Raw genomic sequence first — 16303 nt, 5'->3', positions numbered from 1 at the left:
CCCACCGCTTCGGCGCCACCGGCAACGACGCCGTGCTGGCCGCCGTCGCCGGTGCCCTGCAGCGTGTGCTGCGGGGGCGGGGCGAGGCCGTCGACGCGGTGGTGATCGCGGTCCCGGTCTCCGGGCGCCGCAGCGACGACGACAGCTCCCTCGGCAACATGGTCAGCCCGATGCTCGTCACCGTCCCGACCACCGGCGACGCCAGCAGCCGCCTGCTCGCCGTCGCCGGCCAGGTGCGGCGGCACCGCTCCGACGCGAGCGGACCGCCCCCGATCGCCCTGCTCGGTGGGCTGTTCCGGCCGCTGGCCGCCCTGGGTGGCTTCCGCTGGTACATGCGACACCAGCAGCGGCTGCACACCCTGGTCAGCCACGTGCGCGGCCCCGAGGAGTCCGTCCACGTCGCCGGACGCCGGGTGCGGGCCGCCGTCCCGGTCGCCCTGTCGGAGAGCGGCAACATCACGGCGTACTTCGAGGTGCTCTCCTACGCCGGCACGGTCACCGTCACCGCCATCGTCGACCCCGACCACGTGCCCGACCTCGACGAGCTCCTGGCCGGGCTGCGCGACGAGCTGGACGTGCTCGTCGCCCTCGAGCCGTAGCGGCTCCTACACTCGACCGATGGCGGATCTCGACGCGGTCGAAGCCCGGATCTGGGCGCTCCTCGAGCCCTACCGGGACGAGCTCGAGGACGCGACCATCTATGGCATGCCGTCGCTGCGGTGGCCCGGCTCCGGCGCCCACGACTACTTCGCGGCCGTCAAGCGCAGCGCCCAGAAGGTGTCGCTCTACGCGATCGCCGTGGACACGTGGCCGGAGGCGCTCGAGGGCTCCTCCGAGGCGTTCACGAAGCGCCGGACCGGCAAGGCGACCTTCTCGTTCCCGTCCCTGGACGACGACCTCGCCGTCGAGCTCGAGTCGTTCCTGCGGCGGCTCTACCAGCCCTACCGCGAGCACCACGCGGGTCGCTCGACCACCTAGGACCCGGCAGGTCAGTCCCGCGCCCGCGTGTGCCAGAGCCAGGCGATGCCGACGAACGGCAGCACGAGCGGCAGCCAGCCGTACCCCGCGCCGTAGTCGGACCAGACGGTCGCGTCAGGGAAGAGGTCCGGGTCGAGGACCGTCAGGGTGCCGACGGTGAGCACGCCGACGAGCTCGAAGCCGACCGCCGCCCACGCCAGCCGGCGGGGGTTCGGCCCGACCTCCGCGAGGCCGAGGGTCGCGGCGACGTACACGAGCGCGGCGACGGCAGACAGGACGTACGCCAGCGGTGCCTCGCCGGCCTTGGTGGCCAGCTGCACGAGGGAGCGCGCGGTCGCGGCGAGCGCGAAGACGCCGTACACCGCGACGAGGGCGCGGCCGAGGTCCGAGGAGGTGGAGGTGGCGGCGCGGGTCACGACTGCCACACCTGGAGGGCGCGTACGACGACGAAGGCCTGCGTCAGCCCCGCGACCATCAGCACGGCCGTGGCGCCGCGGCTGCGCTCGGCCAGCGACCAGACGAAGCCGAGCGGCAGCAGCACGAGTCCGGCGGCCAGGTAGCCGAACAGCGTGATCGCCGACGGGCCGGAGAGGTCGGCGTCGCCGACCTGCACCGCCGCGATCACGAGCAGCACCAGCGTCGCGGCCTCGATGACCGCGGCGAAGCCGAGCAGTCCCCAGTCCGGCGTGCGGTCGAGCACGACGTAGACCAGCACCACCACTGCGAAGAGCAGCGAGGCGACGAGCAGCGCGAGGGGCAGGGGTCCGTCCACGAGGGTCGATTGTCGCAGGGCCGTCCTCACAGATCCGCCACAGGATCGCGGCAGCCGGCGGACAGGTGGGCCGGACAACCTCGGGGCACCGACCCGCCCACGAAGGAACCCGATGAACCCCACCTACCTGCTCGCCGCCGTCGACCTCGTCGCCGTGCTGGTCCTCGCCCTGGCCGTCTACTACCCGCGCCACCGCCGCGCCGACCTCGTCACCGCCTTCGTCGCGGTCAACGTCGGCGTGCTCGCCGTGACCATCGTGCTGGCGAGCAGCGCCGCGACGGTCGGGCTCGGCCTCGGGCTCTTCGGCGTCCTGTCGATCATCCGGCTCCGCTCCGACGAGCTCGGCCAGCACGAGATCGCCTACTACTTCGCGGCCCTCGCGATCGGCCTGCTCGGCGGCCTCGGCACCGGTGACGTGGGCCTCTCCATCGCGCTGATGGTCGGCCTCGTCGTCGTGCTCGCCCTCGCCGACAGCCGCCTGCTGCACGCCACCGGCCTGCGCCAGGTCGTCGTGCTCGACCGGGCCGTCACCGACGAGCGCGAGCTGGTGACCCGCCTCGAGCTGCTCCTCGACGCCAGGGTCACCCGGGTCACGCCGGTCCGCGTCGACCTGGTCAACGACACCACCACGGTCGAGGTCCACTACGCCGCCGCGCCGCGCCCCGCCATGCCGCGCGCCGAGCGCCACGACGTACCGGCCGTCACCCGATGAAGGCCTTGGACCACCTCCCCGCGGTCACGCTCGCCGAGCTCAACGACCGAGCGGAGCTGCTGACCAGGACCGACCGGAAGTACGTGATCGCCGCCGACGACCTCGACGCCGTCGTCACAGGCGTCCCGGGGCTGCGGGTGCTCGAGATCGACGGGCGGCGCAGCTCGCGCTACGAGTCGACCTACCTCGACACCGTCGGGCTCGACAGCTGGAGCGCCGCCGCCCACCCCCGGCGCCGCCGCTGGAAGGTCCGCACCCGGGTGTACGCCGACACCGGCGAGCGCTGGCTCGAGGTCAAGACGCGCGGCCTGCGGGGCACCACCGTCAAGGAGCGGCTGCCCCACGACGCGCACGACGTGTCCGGACCCGCGGCCGCCTGGGTGCGTGACCGGCTCGGCGCCGCGCACGTCCACGACGTCGACACCGCCGGCCTCGTCGCGACGCTGCACACCAGCTACCGGCGTACGACGCTGCTCCTCCCCGGTGACGCCGGCCGGGCCACCGTCGACCGCGACCTGCGCTGGGTCTCCGGCCACGGGACCGCCGAGGTCGGCGACGTGCTGGTCGTCGAGACCAAGTCGGGCACCCCCGGCCCCGGCCCGCTCGACCGCCGCCTGTGGGAGCTCGGCCACCGGCCCGTCCGGATCTCCAAGTACGGCACCGGGCTGGCGCTGCTGACCCCCGACCTCGCGCGCAACCGCTGGCACCGGGTCACCTCGCGCCACCTCGCCGACCACCTCACCCTCCGCGAAGGAGCCCTCGCATGAGCCACCGGCGTGACGACCTGCCCTGGCTGGTCCGGCTCGACAAGTTGATTGACGGCAGTTCAATCTCGGGATGGAGCGAGTTCATCGTCCGCTCCGACAGCTCGGAGACCGCGCTCAAGGAGGCCGTCGCGCTCGAGCTGCTCGCGGAGGCCGAAGGGATCAGACGACGGGCAGCTCCTTGATCGCGTGGTCGGCGATCTTCTTCATCATGAAGCCGTCGATCCCGCCGCCGACGAACCCGCCGGCGAACGGGACGCCGCGGCCGAGGCCGGCGAGCGTCTTCTCGCTGACCCCGCGCATGAGCCGGAAGCCGACGGCCTTGTTGATCATCATCAGCGCCGCGGGCGGCAGGCCACCGAGGGCGAACGACGTCGCCCGGCTGCCGGCGGTCGACATGCCGGCCCGCTTGAGCACCTCGTCGGAGTCCGCGCCGACGAGCGTCAGCAGGATCGCGCTGCGCACGCGCGGGCTGTCGATGTCGTGGCCGCGCAGCACCGCGATCGCGCCGACCATCCGCACCGCCTGGAGGTAGAACTCCGCGACGTTGACCGGCAGCGCGACCGGCATCGTGACGAAGCCGCCGATGCCGGTGATGAAGCCGCCGGCCGCGCCGCCGATCGTGCTGCGCCGGGCCAGCGCGGCGATCGCCTTGTCGCGGTCGCCACCGGCCTTGCGCAGCGCCTCGTCGGCGACCTCGCGGACCGGGTCGAGCGGGCCGCGGCCGTCGAGGCCGACGTCGAGGAGCATGGTGACCAGCCGGTCGATGGTCCCGGGGTCGTGCCGCGGGTCGTCGGCGGCCTCGAGCGCGGCGGCCTCGAGCGCCGACGACGTCGTACGTGCCTCGGCGCGGCCGGGGATGCGGAGGTCCTTGAGTCCCATGCGGCAAACACTACGAACACAACGGTCAGACGGGCGCCACACCATCCTGGCGTCGGGGACCGGGCGGTGGGTGACGCACGTTCTGGGGCCTCAGAAGTTGCGCTGCTCACCGCTCCTGGGGACGGCCGGCGTACGGCGGTGGGTGAGGCAGGTTCCGCAGCCGGAAAACCTGCGCCACTCACCGCTCATGCCCGTGGAGCGGTGGTGGAGCGACATTCCTGGCCGCTCGAGTGTGGGTGGGCCACCGCCCGCGGGCGTGTCGGCGTACGACGCGCGGGTGGCGGTGGTGGACCCACGTTCTGCGCCACGCGAGTGTGGGTGGACCACCGCCCCGGCGGCGGCAGCCCGGGGAGGGCCGCAGTCAGGAGATGGACGAGCGGAAGCTGCGCAGCCGGAGCGAGTTGGTGACCACGAAGACGCTGGAGAACGCCATCGCGGCGCCGGCGAGCATGGGGTTGAGGAGGCCGGCGGCGGCGAGGGGGAGGGCGGCGACGTTGTAGGCGAACGCCCAGAACAGGTTGCCCTTGATCGTGCCGAGGGTGCGGCGCGAGAGCCGGATCGCGTCGACGGCGACGAGCAGGTCGCCGCGTACGAGGGTCAGGTCGCCGGCCTCGATCGCCACGTCGGTGCCGGTGCCCATCGAGAGTCCGAGGTCGGCCTGGGCGAGGGCTGCCGCGTCGTTGACGCCGTCGCCCACCATCGCCACGACCTTGCCGGCGGCCTGGAGCCGTTGCACCTCGGCCACCTTGTCGGCAGGGAGTACGTCGGCCACGACCGTCTCGATGCCGACCTGGGCCGCGACGTGGCGGGCCGCGGCCTCGTTGTCGCCGGTGAGCAGGACCGGGGTGAGGCCGAGGTCGCGCAGCGCGGCGACCGCCTGGGCGGAGGTGGGCTTCACCGTGTCGCCAACGACGATGACGCCGCGCGCCCGGCCGTCCCAGCCGACGGCGACAGCGGTGCGGCCCTCGCCCTGCGCCCGCTCGACGGCGGCGACGAGCGACGGCGGCAGGTGCTGCGCCCAGTCGGCGAGCAGGCTGGGCCGGCCGACCACGACCGCGTGGCCCTCGACGACGCCCTGCACCCCCAGCCCCTCGCGGCTGGTGAACTCCTCGACGGCGGGCAGCGGAGCCTCGACGGCGGCGATCGCCCGGCCGATCGGGTGCTCGGAGGCCGACTCGAGGGCGGCGGCGAGGCGTCGTACGTCGTCGACGGACTCGCCCTCGGCGGCCACCACCTCGTGGACGGTCATCTCGCCGGTGGTCACGGTGCCGGTCTTGTCGAGCACGATCGTGTCCACGCGCCGGGTCGACTCGAGGACCTCGGGGCCCTTGATCAGGATGCCGAGCTGGGCGCCGCGGCCGGTGCCGACCATCAGGGCGGTCGGCGTGGCCAGGCCGAGGGCGCACGGGCAGGCGATGATCAGCACCGCGACGGCGGCGGTGAAGGCGGCCGTGGCGCCCGCGCCGGCGCCGAGCCAGAAGCCCAGCGTCGCGACGGACAAGCCGATGACGATCGGCACGAAGACCCCGGAGACGCGGTCGGCGAGGCGTTGCACCTCGGCCTTGCCGTTCTGCGCGTCCTCGACCAGTCGAGCCATCTGGGCGAGCTGGGTGTCGGCGCCGACGCGGGTGGCGCGTACGACGAGCCGCCCGCCGGCGTTGACGGTGGCGCCGACGACCGCGTCGCCCGGGCCGACCTCCACCGGCACCGACTCGCCGGTCAGCATCGACGCGTCGACCGCGCTCGTCCCGGTCACCACGGTCCCGTCGGTCGCGACCTTCTCGCCGGGGCGTACGACGAACTCGTCCCCCACGGCCAGCTGGTCGACGGGGATCCGGACCTCGCTGCGCCCACCAGAAGCGTCGTCACGGAGCACGCCCACGTCGCGGGCGCCGAGCTCGAGGAGCGCCCGGAGCGCTGCGCCCGCGCGCCGCTTGGAGCGGTGCTCGAGCCAACGCCCGGCGAGCAGGAACGTCGTCACGCCCGCGGCGGCCTCGAGGTAGATGTTGGCCGCGCCGTCGGTCCGGTCGATCGAGATCCGGAACGGGTGGGTCATCCCGGGCTCGCCGGCGGTGCCGAGGAAGAGCGCCCACAGCGACCAGCCGAATGCCGCGAGCACGCCGACCGACACGAGGGTGTCCATGGTCGTCGCGCCGTGGCGCAGGTTGGTCCACGCCGCCCGGTGGAAGGGCAGGGCGCCCCACACGACCACGGGGGCGGCCAGCGCGAGCGAGGCCCACTGCCAGTAGGTGAACTGCCAGGCCGGGACCATCGCCATCGCGATGACCGGCACGGAGAGGACGGCGCTGATCACCAGTCGTTGCAGCAGCGGGTCGCGCTCGACGGGCTCGCCCGCGGCGTCGTCGTCGGCGGGCGGTGTCGGCAGCGCGGCGGCGTAGCCCGCGGCCTCGACCGTGCGCAGCAGGTCGTCGGTCGAGACCGTGCCGGGGTAGGAGACCTTCGCCTTCTCGGTGGCGTAGTTGACCGTCGCGGTGACGCCGTCGAGCTTGTTGAGCTTGCGCTCGATGCGGTTGGCGCACGAGGCGCAGGTCATGCCGGTGATGGCGAGCTCGACGTCGCTCGTCGGCTCGTGGAGGGACTGGACCTCAGTGGCCATGGTCGTCCTCCTCTCCCTGGTCGGTGTCGTGGTCGGTGTCGCCGCCGCCGGACGGCGCCCCGTCGGACTCGACGGTGAACGCAGCCGTGTGGACGGCGCCGCGGTGCTGGAAGTCCAGGAAGAGGCGGTACGTCGCCGGCTCGGGGAAGGCGGTCGCGAAGTCGATGCCCGGGCCGGCCGGGCCCTCCTCCGGGTGGACGTGGAGGTAGCCCAGGTCGCCCGCGCGCAGGGCGACGAGGTGGCCGTAGGCGCCGAGGTAGGGCTCGAGGTCGGTGACCGGCTCGCCGTCGAGCTCGACGCGCGTGGTGAGCACGGTCGAGGCGCCCGGAGCCGTGTCACCCGCCAGGGTCACCGTGTAGGTGCCGGCGGAGGTCTCGACCCGCGCGGTGCGGTCGTCGGACGGGAGCGCTGCGGGAGTGAAGTCGCCCGCCACGGACACGTCGTCGGCCAGCGTGATGCCGTCCCAGCCCTCGGGGGTGAAGTCCGCGATGACGCGCCACACGCCCGGGGTCAGGCGTACGTCGACCGACCAGGTGCCGGTGCGCCGGTCGAGCCGCGGGTGCACGTGCTGGAAGCCGGTCAGGTCGCGGCGTACGACGATGAGGTGGAGGTCCTTCTCGTGCTCGCGCGTGTAGTCGAGCAGGGGGCGTCCGCTGGACGTGAGGACCTGGAAGTCGAGCCGCGTACGGCCGGCGGCCGGCGTGCGGTCCGCGAGCGCCAGCGTGAAGCCGTCGGCACGCGCGGTCAGCCCGGTCGCCTCGGCGACGGCCGAGCCGTGGGCGTCGGACCCGTCGGCCGAAGTGGAGTCCTCCCCGCCGTGGGCTGCTGCGTCGTCGTGGGCGGCGACGGGCTCGGTGTCGACCGGTCCGACGAGCCGGCCCCCGCCCCACGCCAACGCGAAGGCGGTGGCGAGGGCGGCGACGAACGCGACGACGCGCAGCGGCGTACTCATGGCGGGGTTCCTTCGGGCTGGACTTCGGACAACTCGACTCGGTGACCTGTCGGCTCGCTGACGCTCGCTGACGAGGTCACCGCTCTCAGGTCACGCCATCGCGTAGCCGGCCTCCTCGACGGCGGCGCGCACGGCCGACTCGTCGAGCGGGGTGGCGCTGGTGACGGTGACGGCTCCGGTCTCGACGACGACGTCGACGCCTTCGACGCCCGCGATCTCGGAGATCTCCTCGGTGACCGACGCGGCGCAGTGGCCGCAGGTCATCCCGGTGACGGTGTAGGTGGTGGTCTCGCTCATGTGGGCTCCTCCTAGGACTTCACGAGCCGGGCGATCGCCTCGGACGCTTCCTTGAGCTTCAGCTCCTGCTCCTCGCCGCCCTTGCGGGCGGCGTCGACGAGGCAGTGGGCCATGTGGTCGTCGAGCAGCGAGAGGGCGAGTGCCTGCAGCGCCTTGGTGGCCGCGGACACCTGGGTGAGGACGTCGATGCAGTACTTCTCCTCCTCGACCATCCGCTGGATGCCGCGGACCTGCCCCTCGATCCGGCGCAGGCGCTTGAGGTGGGCCTGGACCGCGGCGTCGTTGCCCTCGAGGTGACCGTGCTGCTCGCTCATGACATGGGACCATACCCCTAGGGGGTATCAAGATCAAGGCGAGGCCCACCCGTGGGGGTGAAAAGGGTGGTGTGGGCACCCTCGATGCGAATGGACGGCACCGGCCGGGGTTACTGTCCCCGATGACGGTCGGGGGGTCGTCGAGGGGTGGACACGCTCGTCCACCGCTCCCGGACGACCCCTGAGGACGACCCATGGACATCCGTGTCGCGCTGCTCGGCGGCGACGAGCTCGTGAGGCGAGGCCTCGACAGCATGCTCAAGACCCTCGGCGGCTTCGAGCTCGGGACGATCAAGGATCGCTCCCGCCTGCCCATCGACATCGCGCTGGTCGAGACCTTCGGCACCGCGCGCACCGACACCACCCTGCAGCGCGCGGTGGGCGACCCCTACATCCGCCGGGTCGCGGTCTACACCTGGAACCACCAGCCGGGCCTCGCCCACGAGCCCCTGGGCGACGGGGTCACCGGCTACCTCGCCAAGAGCCTCAACGCCCAGCAGCTCGGTCGCGCCCTGCGCTCCATCCACCTCGGCGAGACCGTCGTCGCGCCGCTGCTGCCGGTGCTCCCGACCAAGGACCTGCGCTCCTCGACCCAGGTGGACTTCCTGACCGCCCGCGAGCGGGAGACCCTGGCCCACATCGCGACCGGCAAGAGCAACGACGACATCGCGCGCCAGATGCAGATCTCGCTCAACTCGGTGAAGTCCTACATCCGCAGCGCCTACCGCAAGACCGGCGTGCAGAGCCGCAGCCAGGCGGTCCTCTGGGCCGTCTCGCACGGCCTCGCCGCGGAGGCCCTCGAGCGCGTCTGACGCCGCGTGCCCGCTAGCCCGCGCTCGCGGGTGCCGCGGGCGGGACGGCGGGACGTACGCCAGCGGGGCGCGCCCACTGCCCCCGGCTGATCAGCACCTCGCGCAGCACGTCGGGCCGGTCGGTGATGATCCCGTCGACGCCCATGTCGAGCAGCGCGCGCATCGTGGCGGGGTCGTCGACGGTCCACACGACGACGCGGATCCCCAGCTCGTGGGCGCGCCGGATGACCCGCTCGGAGTGCACGGGCAGGCGACCGAGCCGGATCGGCACGTGCGCGAACCCGCCGCGCGCGACGACGTCGCCCCGCATGCCGGGAGGGCGTACGCCGCCGCGCGAGCACGCGATGAGCGTGGTCAGCGAACGCCAGCCGAGCGCCGTCGACACCCCCGGCGCCTCGGCGCGCATCCGGTCCAACCAGCGCGACCACGCCCCCGCCACCAGGACCCGCTCCGACCAGCCGGGGTGGGCCCGCAGCAGCCGCGCCATCGCACCGATCGCGGCCTCGTCCTTGAGGTCGATCGCGAACTTCGCGTCGGGGAACGACGCCATCGCCTCGACCAGCGTCGGCACCTGGTCGGTGCCCCCGACGCGCAGCCGGCGCAGGTCCGCGAGGTCGAGGTCGGCGACCCGGCCGGGATGGCCGGTGACGCGGCGCAGCGTCGGGTCGTGGAAGCACACGACGTGCCCGTCGCGGGTGGTGCGGACGTCGGTCTCGAGGTGGGTGAGGCCCAGGGAGGTGGCGCGCCCGAAGGCCGCGAGGGTGTTCTCGGGCGCCAGTGCCATGCCGCCGCGGTGCGCGATGGCCAGGGGTCCGGGGTGGTCGCCGTAGCTGCTCACGCGACCAGCATGTGACCGTCCGGGCGCCCCTGTCGCGCCGGACGGGGGCGTCCGGGCGAGTGTTCACCGAGGCTTCGTGCGCGCGCCCGGAGGAGGTCGTACGACGTCCCCCGGGCGCAGGCGCCGGCAACCCGGCCGCCGCAGTCAGCTGCGGTAGCCGCCGAGGAGCTCGGCGAGCCGCAGGTGCGGCTGGGCCTCGTCCTTGCGCCCCTTGCGCTGCAGGGCGCGGCCGAGCAGCAGGTGGGCGTAGGGCTCGTTGGGGTCGTGCTCGAGCAGCTCGGTCGCGACCCGGATCGTGCCCTCGAGCTGGGCCGAGTGGAAGAGCGAGCGGGCCAGGAGCAGCCGTACGTCGGTCAGCTCGTGGCCGACGTCGCCCGGGTCGTCGAGCAGGTCGGTGAGCATGACCGCCGCCTCGCGGTAGGAGCGCATCTCGAACAGCGCCTGGGCGCGGAGCCAGCGGTCGTGGGTGCTGTCCTGCAGCAGGCCCGCGTGTCCGCGCAGCAGGTCCTCGAAGGGGGTGAAGTCGGTCATCGTCGCTCCTCTCGCAGAGCTGTTCCTCCGGGTGTCCGGTGGACAGGTCGCCGGAGGGGTTGGTCCGAGCGTGCGCCCGGATGGTGGTCCAACGCGGCAGGTGCCCCGGCGATTCCACGCCCGGTCGCACGGAATACTCGGGGAGGAACGCCGGTTGGAGATGGTACAAACTTCAACCACCGTGGTTGACCAATCGCAGGAGGACCTCATGCAGTTCGGCATCTTCAGCGTCGGTGACGTCACGACGGACCCGACCACCGGACGCGCCCCGTCCGAGGCCGAGCGCATCTCGGCGATGACGCAGTACGCCCTCAAGGCCGAGGAGGTCGGCCTCGACGTGTTCGCCACCGGCGAGCACCACAACCCGCCCTTCGTCGTGTCGTCCCCGACGACCCACCTCGGCTTCATCGCCGCGCAGACCGAGAAGCTGCTGCTGTCGACGAGCACCACGCTGATCACCACCAACGACCCGGTGAAGATCGCCGAGGACTACGCCTTCCTGCAGCACCTCTCCGGTGGCCGCGTCGACCTGATGATGGGCCGCGGCAACACCGGGCCGGTCTACCCGTGGTTCGGCAAGGACATCCGCGACGGCATCAAGCTCGCGGTCGAGAACTACCACCTGCTGCGCAAGCTCTGGCGCGAGCCGGTCGTCAACTGGCAGGGCCAGTTCCGCACCCCGCTGCAGGGCTACACCTCGACGCCCGCGCCGCTCGACGGCACGCCGCCGTTCGTCTGGCACGGCTCGATCCGCAGCACCGAGATCGCCGAGCAGGCGGCGTACTACGGTGACGGCTTCTTCCACAACCACATCTTCTGGAACAAGGAGCACACCGAGCAGATGGTGCAGCTCTACCGCCGCCGCTTCGAGCACTACGGCCACGGCGCCGCCGACCAGGCCTACGTCGGTCTCGGCGGCCAGGCCTTCATGGCCTCGACGGAGGCGGAGGCCAAGCGCGTCTTCCGGCCCTACTTCGACAACGCCCCGGTCTACGGGCACGGCCCGTCGCTGGAGGACTTCTCCGAGATGACGCCGCTGACCGTCGGCACGCCCGAGCAGGTCATCGAGCGCACCCTCGGCTTCGCCGACTACGTCGGTGACTACCAGCGCCAGCTGTTCCTCATGGACCACGCCGGCCTGCCGACGTCGCTGGCGCTCGAGCAGATCGAGATGCTCGGCACCGAGGTCGTGCCCGTCCTGCGCACGGAGTTCGAGCGCCGTCGCCCCGCCCACGTGCCCAGCGACCCGCCCACCCACGCCTCCCTCGTGGCGGCCGGTCCCGACGCCCCGCACCACCTCGTCGAGCCCGCCCGGGCGCGGGTCGAGGAGCTCCAGGCCCAGCAGGCCCAGCAGGCAGAGAAGGCCGCGCAGGTGACTGCATGAGTCGTCGTATCGTCGTGGTGACGGCGGGACTGACCGTCCCGTCGTCCACCCGGCTGCTGGCCGACCAGCTCGCCGAGGCGACCACCGCCCAGGTCACCGCCCGCGGCGAGGCCGTGGACCTCGAGTTCATCGAGCTGCGCGAGGCCGCCGGCGAGCTGGCCACCTTCATGGTCACCGGCGGCATCCCGACTCCGCGGCTGACCGAGCTGCGCGAGCAGGTCGCCGCGGCCGACGGGCTGATCGTGGTGACGCCGGTCTTCAACGGCAGCTACAGCGGGCTGTTCAAGATGTTCTTCGACGCCCTCGACAAGGACGCCCTGGCCGGTACGCCGGTGCTGATCGCCGCGGCCGCCGGCAGCGCCCGGCACTCGCTGGTGCTCGACCACGCGATGCGGCCGATGTTCGCCTACCTCCGCGCGGTCGTCGTACCCACGGGCATCTTCGCCGCGACCGAGGACTTCGGCAGCCACGGGCTCTCGGACCGGATCACCCGGGCCGCGGCCGAGCTGGCGGCGCTGGTGCTGAGCCAGGGCGGCTACGGCGTCGGCGGGTTCAGCCCCGACCTGGCCGCGCGCCCGCGGCGTACGTCCGGCACGCAGGTCGAGGCCGACGTGACGCCCTTCGGCGACCTGCTCCGCGGGCACAGCGGAACCGACTAGGGCCGACTGGGGGGACCACCCGTCCGGGCGCGGACGGAGGTCGGGGGTCCCACGGGGTGAGCCGATCGGCGGCGCGTCGCGCCTAGCGTCGAGGGGATCGCAACGACCCTCGGAAGGACAGGCCATGGCGCGCAGGACGACCAGCTCGAAGGACACCACCGGCGAGGGCGGCGAGCTCCACCAGGCGCCGGCCAAGGGCCAGGTGATGACCACCGCCCAGGGCGTGCCCATGAGCGACGACCAAAACTCGCTGCGAGCCGGTGAGCGGGGCCCGACCCTGCTCGAGGACTTCGCGATGCGGGAGAAGATCTTCCACTTCGACCACGAGCGGATCCCCGAGCGCGTCGTGCACGCGCGGGGCTACGGCGCCCACGGCTACCTCGAGTGCGTCGACCCGGTCACCGACCTCACCCGGGCGGCGCCGTTCGCGCGCAAGGGCAAGCGCACCGAGGCCTTCGTCCGCTTCTCGACCGTCGCCGGCAACCTGGGGTCCTTCGACCTCGCGCGCGACGTGCGCGGCTTCGCGGTGAAGCTCTACACCGAGGAGGGCAACTGGGACCTCGTTGGCAACAACATCCCGGTCTTCTTCATCCAGGACGCGATGAAGTTCCCCGACCTCGTCCACGCGGTCAAGGAGGAGCAGGACCGCGGCTGGCCGCAGGCGCAGAGCGCGCACGACACCTTCTGGGACTTCATCTCCCTGATGCCCGAGTCGACCCACATGACCCTGTGGCAGATGTCGGACCGGGCGATCCCGCGGTCCTTCCGCTTCATGGAGGGCTTCGGCGTCCACACCTTCCGCTTCGTCAACGCCGACGGCGAGTCGACCTTCGTGAAGTTCCACTGGAAGCCGCGCCAGGGCATGCAGTCGGTCGTGTGGAACGAGGCGGTCAAGATCAACGGCGCCGACCCCGACTTCCACCGCCGCGACCTCTACGCCGCCATCGAGGCCGGCGACTTCCCGCAGTGGGACCTCGGCGTGCAGGTCTTCGACGAGGCGTTCGCCGAGGAGTTCGAGTTCGACGTCCTCGACGCGACCAAGCTCATCCCCGAGGAGCAGGTGCCGGTGCGCGTGATCGCGCGCCTCACCCTCGACCGGGTCGTGAGCAACGTCTTCGCCGAGACCGAGCAGGTCGCCTTCTGCACGCAGAACGTCGTGCCCGGCATCGACTTCAGCGACGACCCGCTGCTGCAGGGGCGCAACTTCTCCTACCTCGACACCCAGCTCAAGCGGCTCGGCAGCACCAACTTCACCCAGATCCCGGTCAACGCGCCGCGCTGCCCGGTCGCGCACTTCCAGCGCGACGGCCACATGCAGATGTCGCGGCAGGAGGGTCGGGCCAACTACGAGCCCAACTCGCTCGGCGGCACCGACCGCGGGCCGCGCGCCGACGTCGACCACGGCTACACGAGCGTGCCGCGCGAGGTGGGCGGTGAGGTGCGCCGGGTCCGCTCGGAGACCTTCGCCGACCACTACAGCCAGGCGCGCCAGTTCTGGATCAGCCAGACCGACGTCGAGCAGCAGCACATCGTCGCGGCGTACGGCTTCGAGCTCGGCAAGTGCGAGGAGCCGGCCATCCGCAGCCGGATGCTCGGCAACCTCCGCAACGTCCACGAGGACCTCGCGCAGGGGGTCGCCGACGAGCTCGGCATGCCGCTGCCCGAGGCCAGCGAGGCGGCGCTGCCCACGCGCACCGACCTGCCGACGTCCGACGCGCTCAGCATCCTGCGCAACGGACCGGACTCCTTCGCCGGGCGCAAGCTCGGCGTGCTGGTGACCGCCGGGTCCGACGGCGCGCTGGTCAAGGCGATCGAGGACGCCTTCACCGGGGCCGGCGCCCTCGTGGAGTACGTCGCCCCTGCCGCCGGGCCGATCAAGCTCAAGGGCGGGCGCAAGCTGGTCCCCGACCACGCGGTCGTGGGTGCCCCATCGGTGCTCTTCGACGCGGTGGCCGTCGTGCCGTCCGCGGACGGTGCGGAGGACCTCGCGGCGCGCAAGACGGCCCGCGACTTCGTCGACGACGCGTTCGCCCACCAGAAGTTCATCGGCTGGTCCGCCGACGCCCAGGCGCTGCTCGACGCGGCCGGGGTGACCCCGGACGACGGGTGCCCCGAGCACACGGCGGCGTCGGTGGCCGGCTTCCTCGAGCAGTGCGCGGCGCTGCGCCACTGGGAGCGGCCGGTGCAGGACTGACGGACGCGGCCGGCGTACCAACCACCAACCCCTTGGGAGGAACCATGAGTGACACCGTGTGGAGCTACCGCGACACCACGTGGAGCCAGGACAAGGATCTCGTCGGCTACGACGTCGAGGCGACCGACGGGTCCATCGGCAAGATCGACGAGGCCAGCACCGAGGCCACCGGCCAGTGGCTCGTCGTCGACACCGGCTTCTGGATCTTCGGCAAGAAGCGTCTCATCCCGGCCGGTGCCGTCAGCGGCGTCGACCACGACGGGAAGACCGTGATCGTCAACCTGAGCAAGGACGAGATCAAGTCCGCGCCCGACTACGACAAGGACGACTGGGGCGACGACTCCCGCAGCCGTCACACGGACTACTACACGCCGTACTCCAGCCACTGACGCTGAACCCCGCGCTGACGCCCCGGACGACACGCTCGTCCGGGGCGTCGTGCGTCCCGCCCCGTCCCCGGGGCCTTTCCCGTGCTGCGCCGCGTCACTAGGTTGGGGACCACGTGGATGCCCGCCGGGAGGAGACCAGCGATGCCCGTCATGCTCAACCCCTACCTCAACTTCGCCGACGGCCAGGCCCGCGAGGCGCTGCAGTTCTACGCCTCGGTGCTCGGGGGCGAGCCGACCTTCATGACCTTCGGCGACATGGGCACCGAGGGACCCCTCGCCGAGCAGGTGATGCACGGCCAGCTGGAGACGCCCGACGGGCTGGTCCTGATGGGCGCCGACGCGCCGCCCGAGCTCGTCCAGGTCACCTACGGCGACAACGTCTCGGTCAGCATCGCCGGCGACGACGCCGAGAAGATGCGGCGCTGGTTCGACGCCCTCAGCGAGGACGCCCAGGCCGTCACGACGCCGCTCGACCGGCAGCCGTGGGGCGACGTCTTCGGGTCCTTCAAGGACCGCTACGGCATCAGCTGGCTGGTCAACATCGCCGGCGACGCCGCGTCCTGACGCGTGACCGACCTCGTCCCGTGGCGGGCCGACCCCTCACCCGTCCGCGTGCACGCCGGCACGGTGCGTGCCGACCGGCTCCGGGTCCGGGCCGACTACCCGGTCACGGGCGTCGCGCTCGTCCTGCTGGTCCTGCAGGCGGTCTTCCTCCTCCCGGTCTTCTGGCAGCTCGACGTGACGGCGCTCGCCGTGCCGGTGCTGCTCGCGGTCGACGCCCTCGGCTTCGCCGGGCTCTGGGTGCTCCGGGAACGAGCCCGCCGGGACGTCGGCCGGCTCGAGGCGTCGTACGGCTCCGGGGATCGTGACGGAGCCACCCGCGACCCCTCCCTCACGGGCCTGCTCGCCGTCTCCCGCGAACGGCACGAGGCGATCCGCGAGGAGTGGACCCGCGCCGTGACCGACCCGCTCGCCCCGCTCACCTCGGCCGGCTCCACCGACGTCTCCGACCCGGACACCGCAGCCTTCCTCGAGGCGTACGCCGCCCTGGAGGACTTCCTCGCCGCGCACCCCGCCGGCCTGCCACCTTCGCTGGTCGCGGTCTACGGCCAGGACGTCCGTGACTGCCGCCGGCTCTGGGATGCGGCTCGGGCGACGGCCTGAACCGCTGCCGCCCTGCCGCACGTGCAGCGGGTTGTGGGTCGGGT

General features: G+C 72.6%; 21 protein-coding genes. 12 read left to right on the top strand and 9 right to left on the bottom strand.

The genetic code is table 11. The annotated features are described in order from the left end of the window. Positions 1-158 precede the first annotated feature (158 nt). Both ACNKF0_RS21765 and ACNKF0_RS21760 read left to right on the top strand, forming a co-directional pair. Entirely contained in the window at positions 159-599 is a 441-nt protein-coding gene (locus tag ACNKF0_RS21765) for a WS/DGAT domain-containing protein (protein WP_416958604.1), read from the top strand. A 19-nt stretch (positions 600-618) separates the two neighbouring features. Then, positions 619-978, top strand: coding sequence for a hypothetical protein (locus ACNKF0_RS21760; RefSeq protein WP_416954842.1), 360 nt, complete (start codon positions 619-621; stop codon positions 976-978). A gap of 11 nt (positions 979-989) precedes the next feature. Here ACNKF0_RS21760 and ACNKF0_RS21755 read toward each other — a convergent pair whose 3' ends face one another. Together ACNKF0_RS21755 and ACNKF0_RS21750 are read right to left on the bottom strand one after the other, a co-directional pair. Continuing rightward, positions 990-1394 (bottom strand): hypothetical protein, encoded by a 405-nt coding sequence (locus tag ACNKF0_RS21755; RefSeq protein ID WP_416954841.1) that lies wholly within the window; start codon positions 1392-1394, stop codon positions 990-992. Further along, positions 1391-1750 carry a hypothetical protein gene (locus tag ACNKF0_RS21750; RefSeq protein ID WP_299926845.1) on the bottom strand — a complete coding sequence of 120 codons (360 nt, stop codon included), beginning with the start codon at positions 1748-1750 and terminating at the stop codon, positions 1391-1393. The genes ACNKF0_RS21755 and ACNKF0_RS21750 overlap by 4 nt, the downstream gene beginning before the upstream one ends. Before the next feature lie 112 nt (positions 1751-1862). On the opposite strand from ACNKF0_RS21750, the gene ACNKF0_RS21745 reads away from it, so the two are divergent. From ACNKF0_RS21745 to ACNKF0_RS21735, 3 genes are read left to right on the top strand one after another with little or no spacing between them, the layout of a single operon-like run. Continuing rightward, a complete protein-coding gene (locus ACNKF0_RS21745; protein ID WP_416954840.1) occupies positions 1863-2462 on the top strand; it encodes a DUF4956 domain-containing protein in 600 nt (199 codons plus the stop codon). A 5-nt stretch (positions 2463-2467) separates the two neighbouring features. Beyond that, positions 2468-3229, top strand: a complete 762-nt coding sequence (locus tag ACNKF0_RS21740; RefSeq protein ID WP_416954839.1) for a VTC domain-containing protein — start codon at positions 2468-2470, stop codon at positions 3227-3229. Further along, positions 3226-3411, top strand: coding sequence for a hypothetical protein (locus ACNKF0_RS21735; RefSeq protein WP_416954838.1), 186 nt, complete (start codon positions 3226-3228; stop codon positions 3409-3411). The genes ACNKF0_RS21740 and ACNKF0_RS21735 overlap by 4 nt, the downstream gene beginning before the upstream one ends. Here ACNKF0_RS21735 and ACNKF0_RS21730 read toward each other — a convergent pair. The 5 genes from ACNKF0_RS21730 to ACNKF0_RS21710 all read right to left on the bottom strand — a co-directional run bounded on the left by ACNKF0_RS21730 (position 3389) and on the right by ACNKF0_RS21710 (position 8288). Continuing rightward, entirely contained in the window at positions 3389-4108 is a 720-nt protein-coding gene (locus ACNKF0_RS21730) for an EcsC family protein (protein WP_416954837.1), read from the bottom strand. The two genes, ACNKF0_RS21735 and ACNKF0_RS21730, sit on opposite strands and share 23 nt — an antisense overlap. 361 nt (positions 4109-4469) lie before the next feature. Next, complete coding sequence (locus tag ACNKF0_RS21725; protein ID WP_416954836.1) at positions 4470-6725, bottom strand: heavy metal translocating P-type ATPase; 2256 nt, start codon at positions 6723-6725, stop codon at positions 4470-4472. Further along, positions 6715-7677, bottom strand: a complete 963-nt coding sequence (locus tag ACNKF0_RS21720) for a hypothetical protein (RefSeq protein WP_416954835.1) — start codon at positions 7675-7677, stop codon at positions 6715-6717. Before ACNKF0_RS21720 ends, ACNKF0_RS21725 begins: the two co-directional genes overlap by 11 nt. A gap of 90 nt (positions 7678-7767) precedes the next feature. Continuing rightward, entirely contained in the window at positions 7768-7974 is a 207-nt protein-coding gene (locus ACNKF0_RS21715; RefSeq protein WP_416954834.1) for a cation transporter, read from the bottom strand. 11 nt (positions 7975-7985) lie between these two features. Beyond that, positions 7986-8288, bottom strand: a complete 303-nt coding sequence (locus ACNKF0_RS21710) for a metal-sensitive transcriptional regulator (RefSeq protein ID WP_299926825.1) — start codon at positions 8286-8288, stop codon at positions 7986-7988. Between the two features lie 194 nt (positions 8289-8482). Between ACNKF0_RS21710 and ACNKF0_RS21705 the strand changes: the two genes are divergently transcribed. Then, positions 8483-9100 (top strand): LuxR C-terminal-related transcriptional regulator, encoded by a 618-nt coding sequence (locus tag ACNKF0_RS21705; protein ID WP_416954833.1) that lies wholly within the window; start codon positions 8483-8485, stop codon positions 9098-9100. A gap of 13 nt (positions 9101-9113) precedes the next feature. Here the strand turns inward: ACNKF0_RS21705 and ACNKF0_RS21700 are convergent, their stop codons facing one another. Next, positions 9114-9938 (bottom strand): glycerophosphodiester phosphodiesterase family protein, encoded by an 825-nt coding sequence (locus tag ACNKF0_RS21700; RefSeq protein ID WP_416954832.1) that lies wholly within the window; start codon positions 9936-9938, stop codon positions 9114-9116. 144 nt (positions 9939-10082) lie between these two features. Then, positions 10083-10469: a tetratricopeptide repeat protein gene (locus ACNKF0_RS21695; RefSeq protein ID WP_416954831.1), complete on the bottom strand. Its 387-nt coding sequence runs from the start codon at positions 10467-10469 to the stop codon at positions 10083-10085. A gap of 208 nt (positions 10470-10677) precedes the next feature. On the opposite strand from ACNKF0_RS21695, the gene ACNKF0_RS21690 reads away from it, so the two are divergent. From ACNKF0_RS21690 to ACNKF0_RS21665, 6 genes are all read left to right on the top strand, one after another. Next, the gene (locus ACNKF0_RS21690) at positions 10678-11853 is read left to right on the top strand and encodes an LLM class flavin-dependent oxidoreductase (RefSeq protein ID WP_416954830.1); all 1176 of its coding nucleotides are present in this window, start codon (positions 10678-10680) and stop codon (positions 11851-11853) included. After that, positions 11850-12512: an FMN reductase gene (locus ACNKF0_RS21685; protein WP_416954829.1), complete on the top strand. Its 663-nt coding sequence runs from the start codon at positions 11850-11852 to the stop codon at positions 12510-12512. The genes ACNKF0_RS21690 and ACNKF0_RS21685 overlap by 4 nt, the downstream gene beginning before the upstream one ends. A 124-nt stretch (positions 12513-12636) precedes the next feature. Next, a complete protein-coding gene (locus tag ACNKF0_RS21680) occupies positions 12637-14706 on the top strand; it encodes a catalase (protein ID WP_416954828.1) in 2070 nt (689 codons plus the stop codon). Between the two features lie 44 nt (positions 14707-14750). Beyond that, positions 14751-15095, top strand: a complete 345-nt coding sequence (locus ACNKF0_RS21675) for a PRC-barrel domain-containing protein (protein ID WP_299926801.1) — start codon at positions 14751-14753, stop codon at positions 15093-15095. A gap of 141 nt (positions 15096-15236) precedes the next feature. Next, a complete protein-coding gene (locus ACNKF0_RS21670; RefSeq protein WP_416954827.1) occupies positions 15237-15659 on the top strand; it encodes a VOC family protein in 423 nt (140 codons plus the stop codon). A gap of 3 nt (positions 15660-15662) precedes the next feature. Further along, entirely contained in the window at positions 15663-16259 is a 597-nt protein-coding gene (locus tag ACNKF0_RS21665; RefSeq protein ID WP_416954826.1) for a hypothetical protein, read from the top strand. Positions 16260-16303 lie beyond the last annotated feature (44 nt).

It is taken from the genome of Nocardioides sp. T5, from assembly GCF_048161455.1.
Classification (GTDB): domain Bacteria; phylum Actinomycetota; class Actinomycetes; order Propionibacteriales; family Nocardioidaceae; genus Nocardioides.
This window is presented reverse-complemented; position numbering and strand designations above follow the sequence as displayed.

Excerpts from the sequence above, each read along its gene's own strand:
- ACNKF0_RS21745 (WP_416954840.1), top strand. The coding sequence starts at position 1,863 with ATGAACCCCACCTACCTGCTCGCCGCCGTCGACCTCGTCGCCGTGCTG.
- ACNKF0_RS21730 (WP_416954837.1), bottom strand. The coding sequence starts at position 4,108 with ATGGGACTCAAGGACCTCCGCATCCCCGGCCGCGCCGAGGCACGTACG.
- ACNKF0_RS21765 (WP_416958604.1), top strand. The coding sequence starts at position 159 with ATGGTCAGCCCGATGCTCGTCACCGTCCCGACCACCGGCGACGCCAGC.
- ACNKF0_RS21675 (WP_299926801.1), top strand. The coding sequence starts at position 14,751 with ATGAGTGACACCGTGTGGAGCTACCGCGACACCACGTGGAGCCAGGAC.
- ACNKF0_RS21720 (WP_416954835.1), bottom strand. The coding sequence starts at position 7,677 with ATGAGTACGCCGCTGCGCGTCGTCGCGTTCGTCGCCGCCCTCGCCACC.
- ACNKF0_RS21685 (WP_416954829.1), top strand. The coding sequence starts at position 11,850 with ATGAGTCGTCGTATCGTCGTGGTGACGGCGGGACTGACCGTCCCGTCG.
- ACNKF0_RS21680 (WP_416954828.1), top strand. The coding sequence starts at position 12,637 with ATGGCGCGCAGGACGACCAGCTCGAAGGACACCACCGGCGAGGGCGGC.
- ACNKF0_RS21710 (WP_299926825.1), bottom strand. The coding sequence starts at position 8,288 with ATGAGCGAGCAGCACGGTCACCTCGAGGGCAACGACGCCGCGGTCCAG.
- ACNKF0_RS21735 (WP_416954838.1), top strand. The coding sequence starts at position 3,226 with ATGAGCCACCGGCGTGACGACCTGCCCTGGCTGGTCCGGCTCGACAAG.
- ACNKF0_RS21670 (WP_416954827.1), top strand. The coding sequence starts at position 15,237 with ATGCCCGTCATGCTCAACCCCTACCTCAACTTCGCCGACGGCCAGGCC.
- ACNKF0_RS21725 (WP_416954836.1), bottom strand. The coding sequence starts at position 6,725 with ATGGCCACTGAGGTCCAGTCCCTCCACGAGCCGACGAGCGACGTCGAG.
- ACNKF0_RS21760 (WP_416954842.1), top strand. The coding sequence starts at position 619 with ATGGCGGATCTCGACGCGGTCGAAGCCCGGATCTGGGCGCTCCTCGAG.
- ACNKF0_RS21690 (WP_416954830.1), top strand. The coding sequence starts at position 10,678 with ATGCAGTTCGGCATCTTCAGCGTCGGTGACGTCACGACGGACCCGACC.
- ACNKF0_RS21695 (WP_416954831.1), bottom strand. The coding sequence starts at position 10,469 with ATGACCGACTTCACCCCCTTCGAGGACCTGCTGCGCGGACACGCGGGC.
- ACNKF0_RS21715 (WP_416954834.1), bottom strand. The coding sequence starts at position 7,974 with ATGAGCGAGACCACCACCTACACCGTCACCGGGATGACCTGCGGCCAC.
- ACNKF0_RS21705 (WP_416954833.1), top strand. The coding sequence starts at position 8,483 with ATGGACATCCGTGTCGCGCTGCTCGGCGGCGACGAGCTCGTGAGGCGA.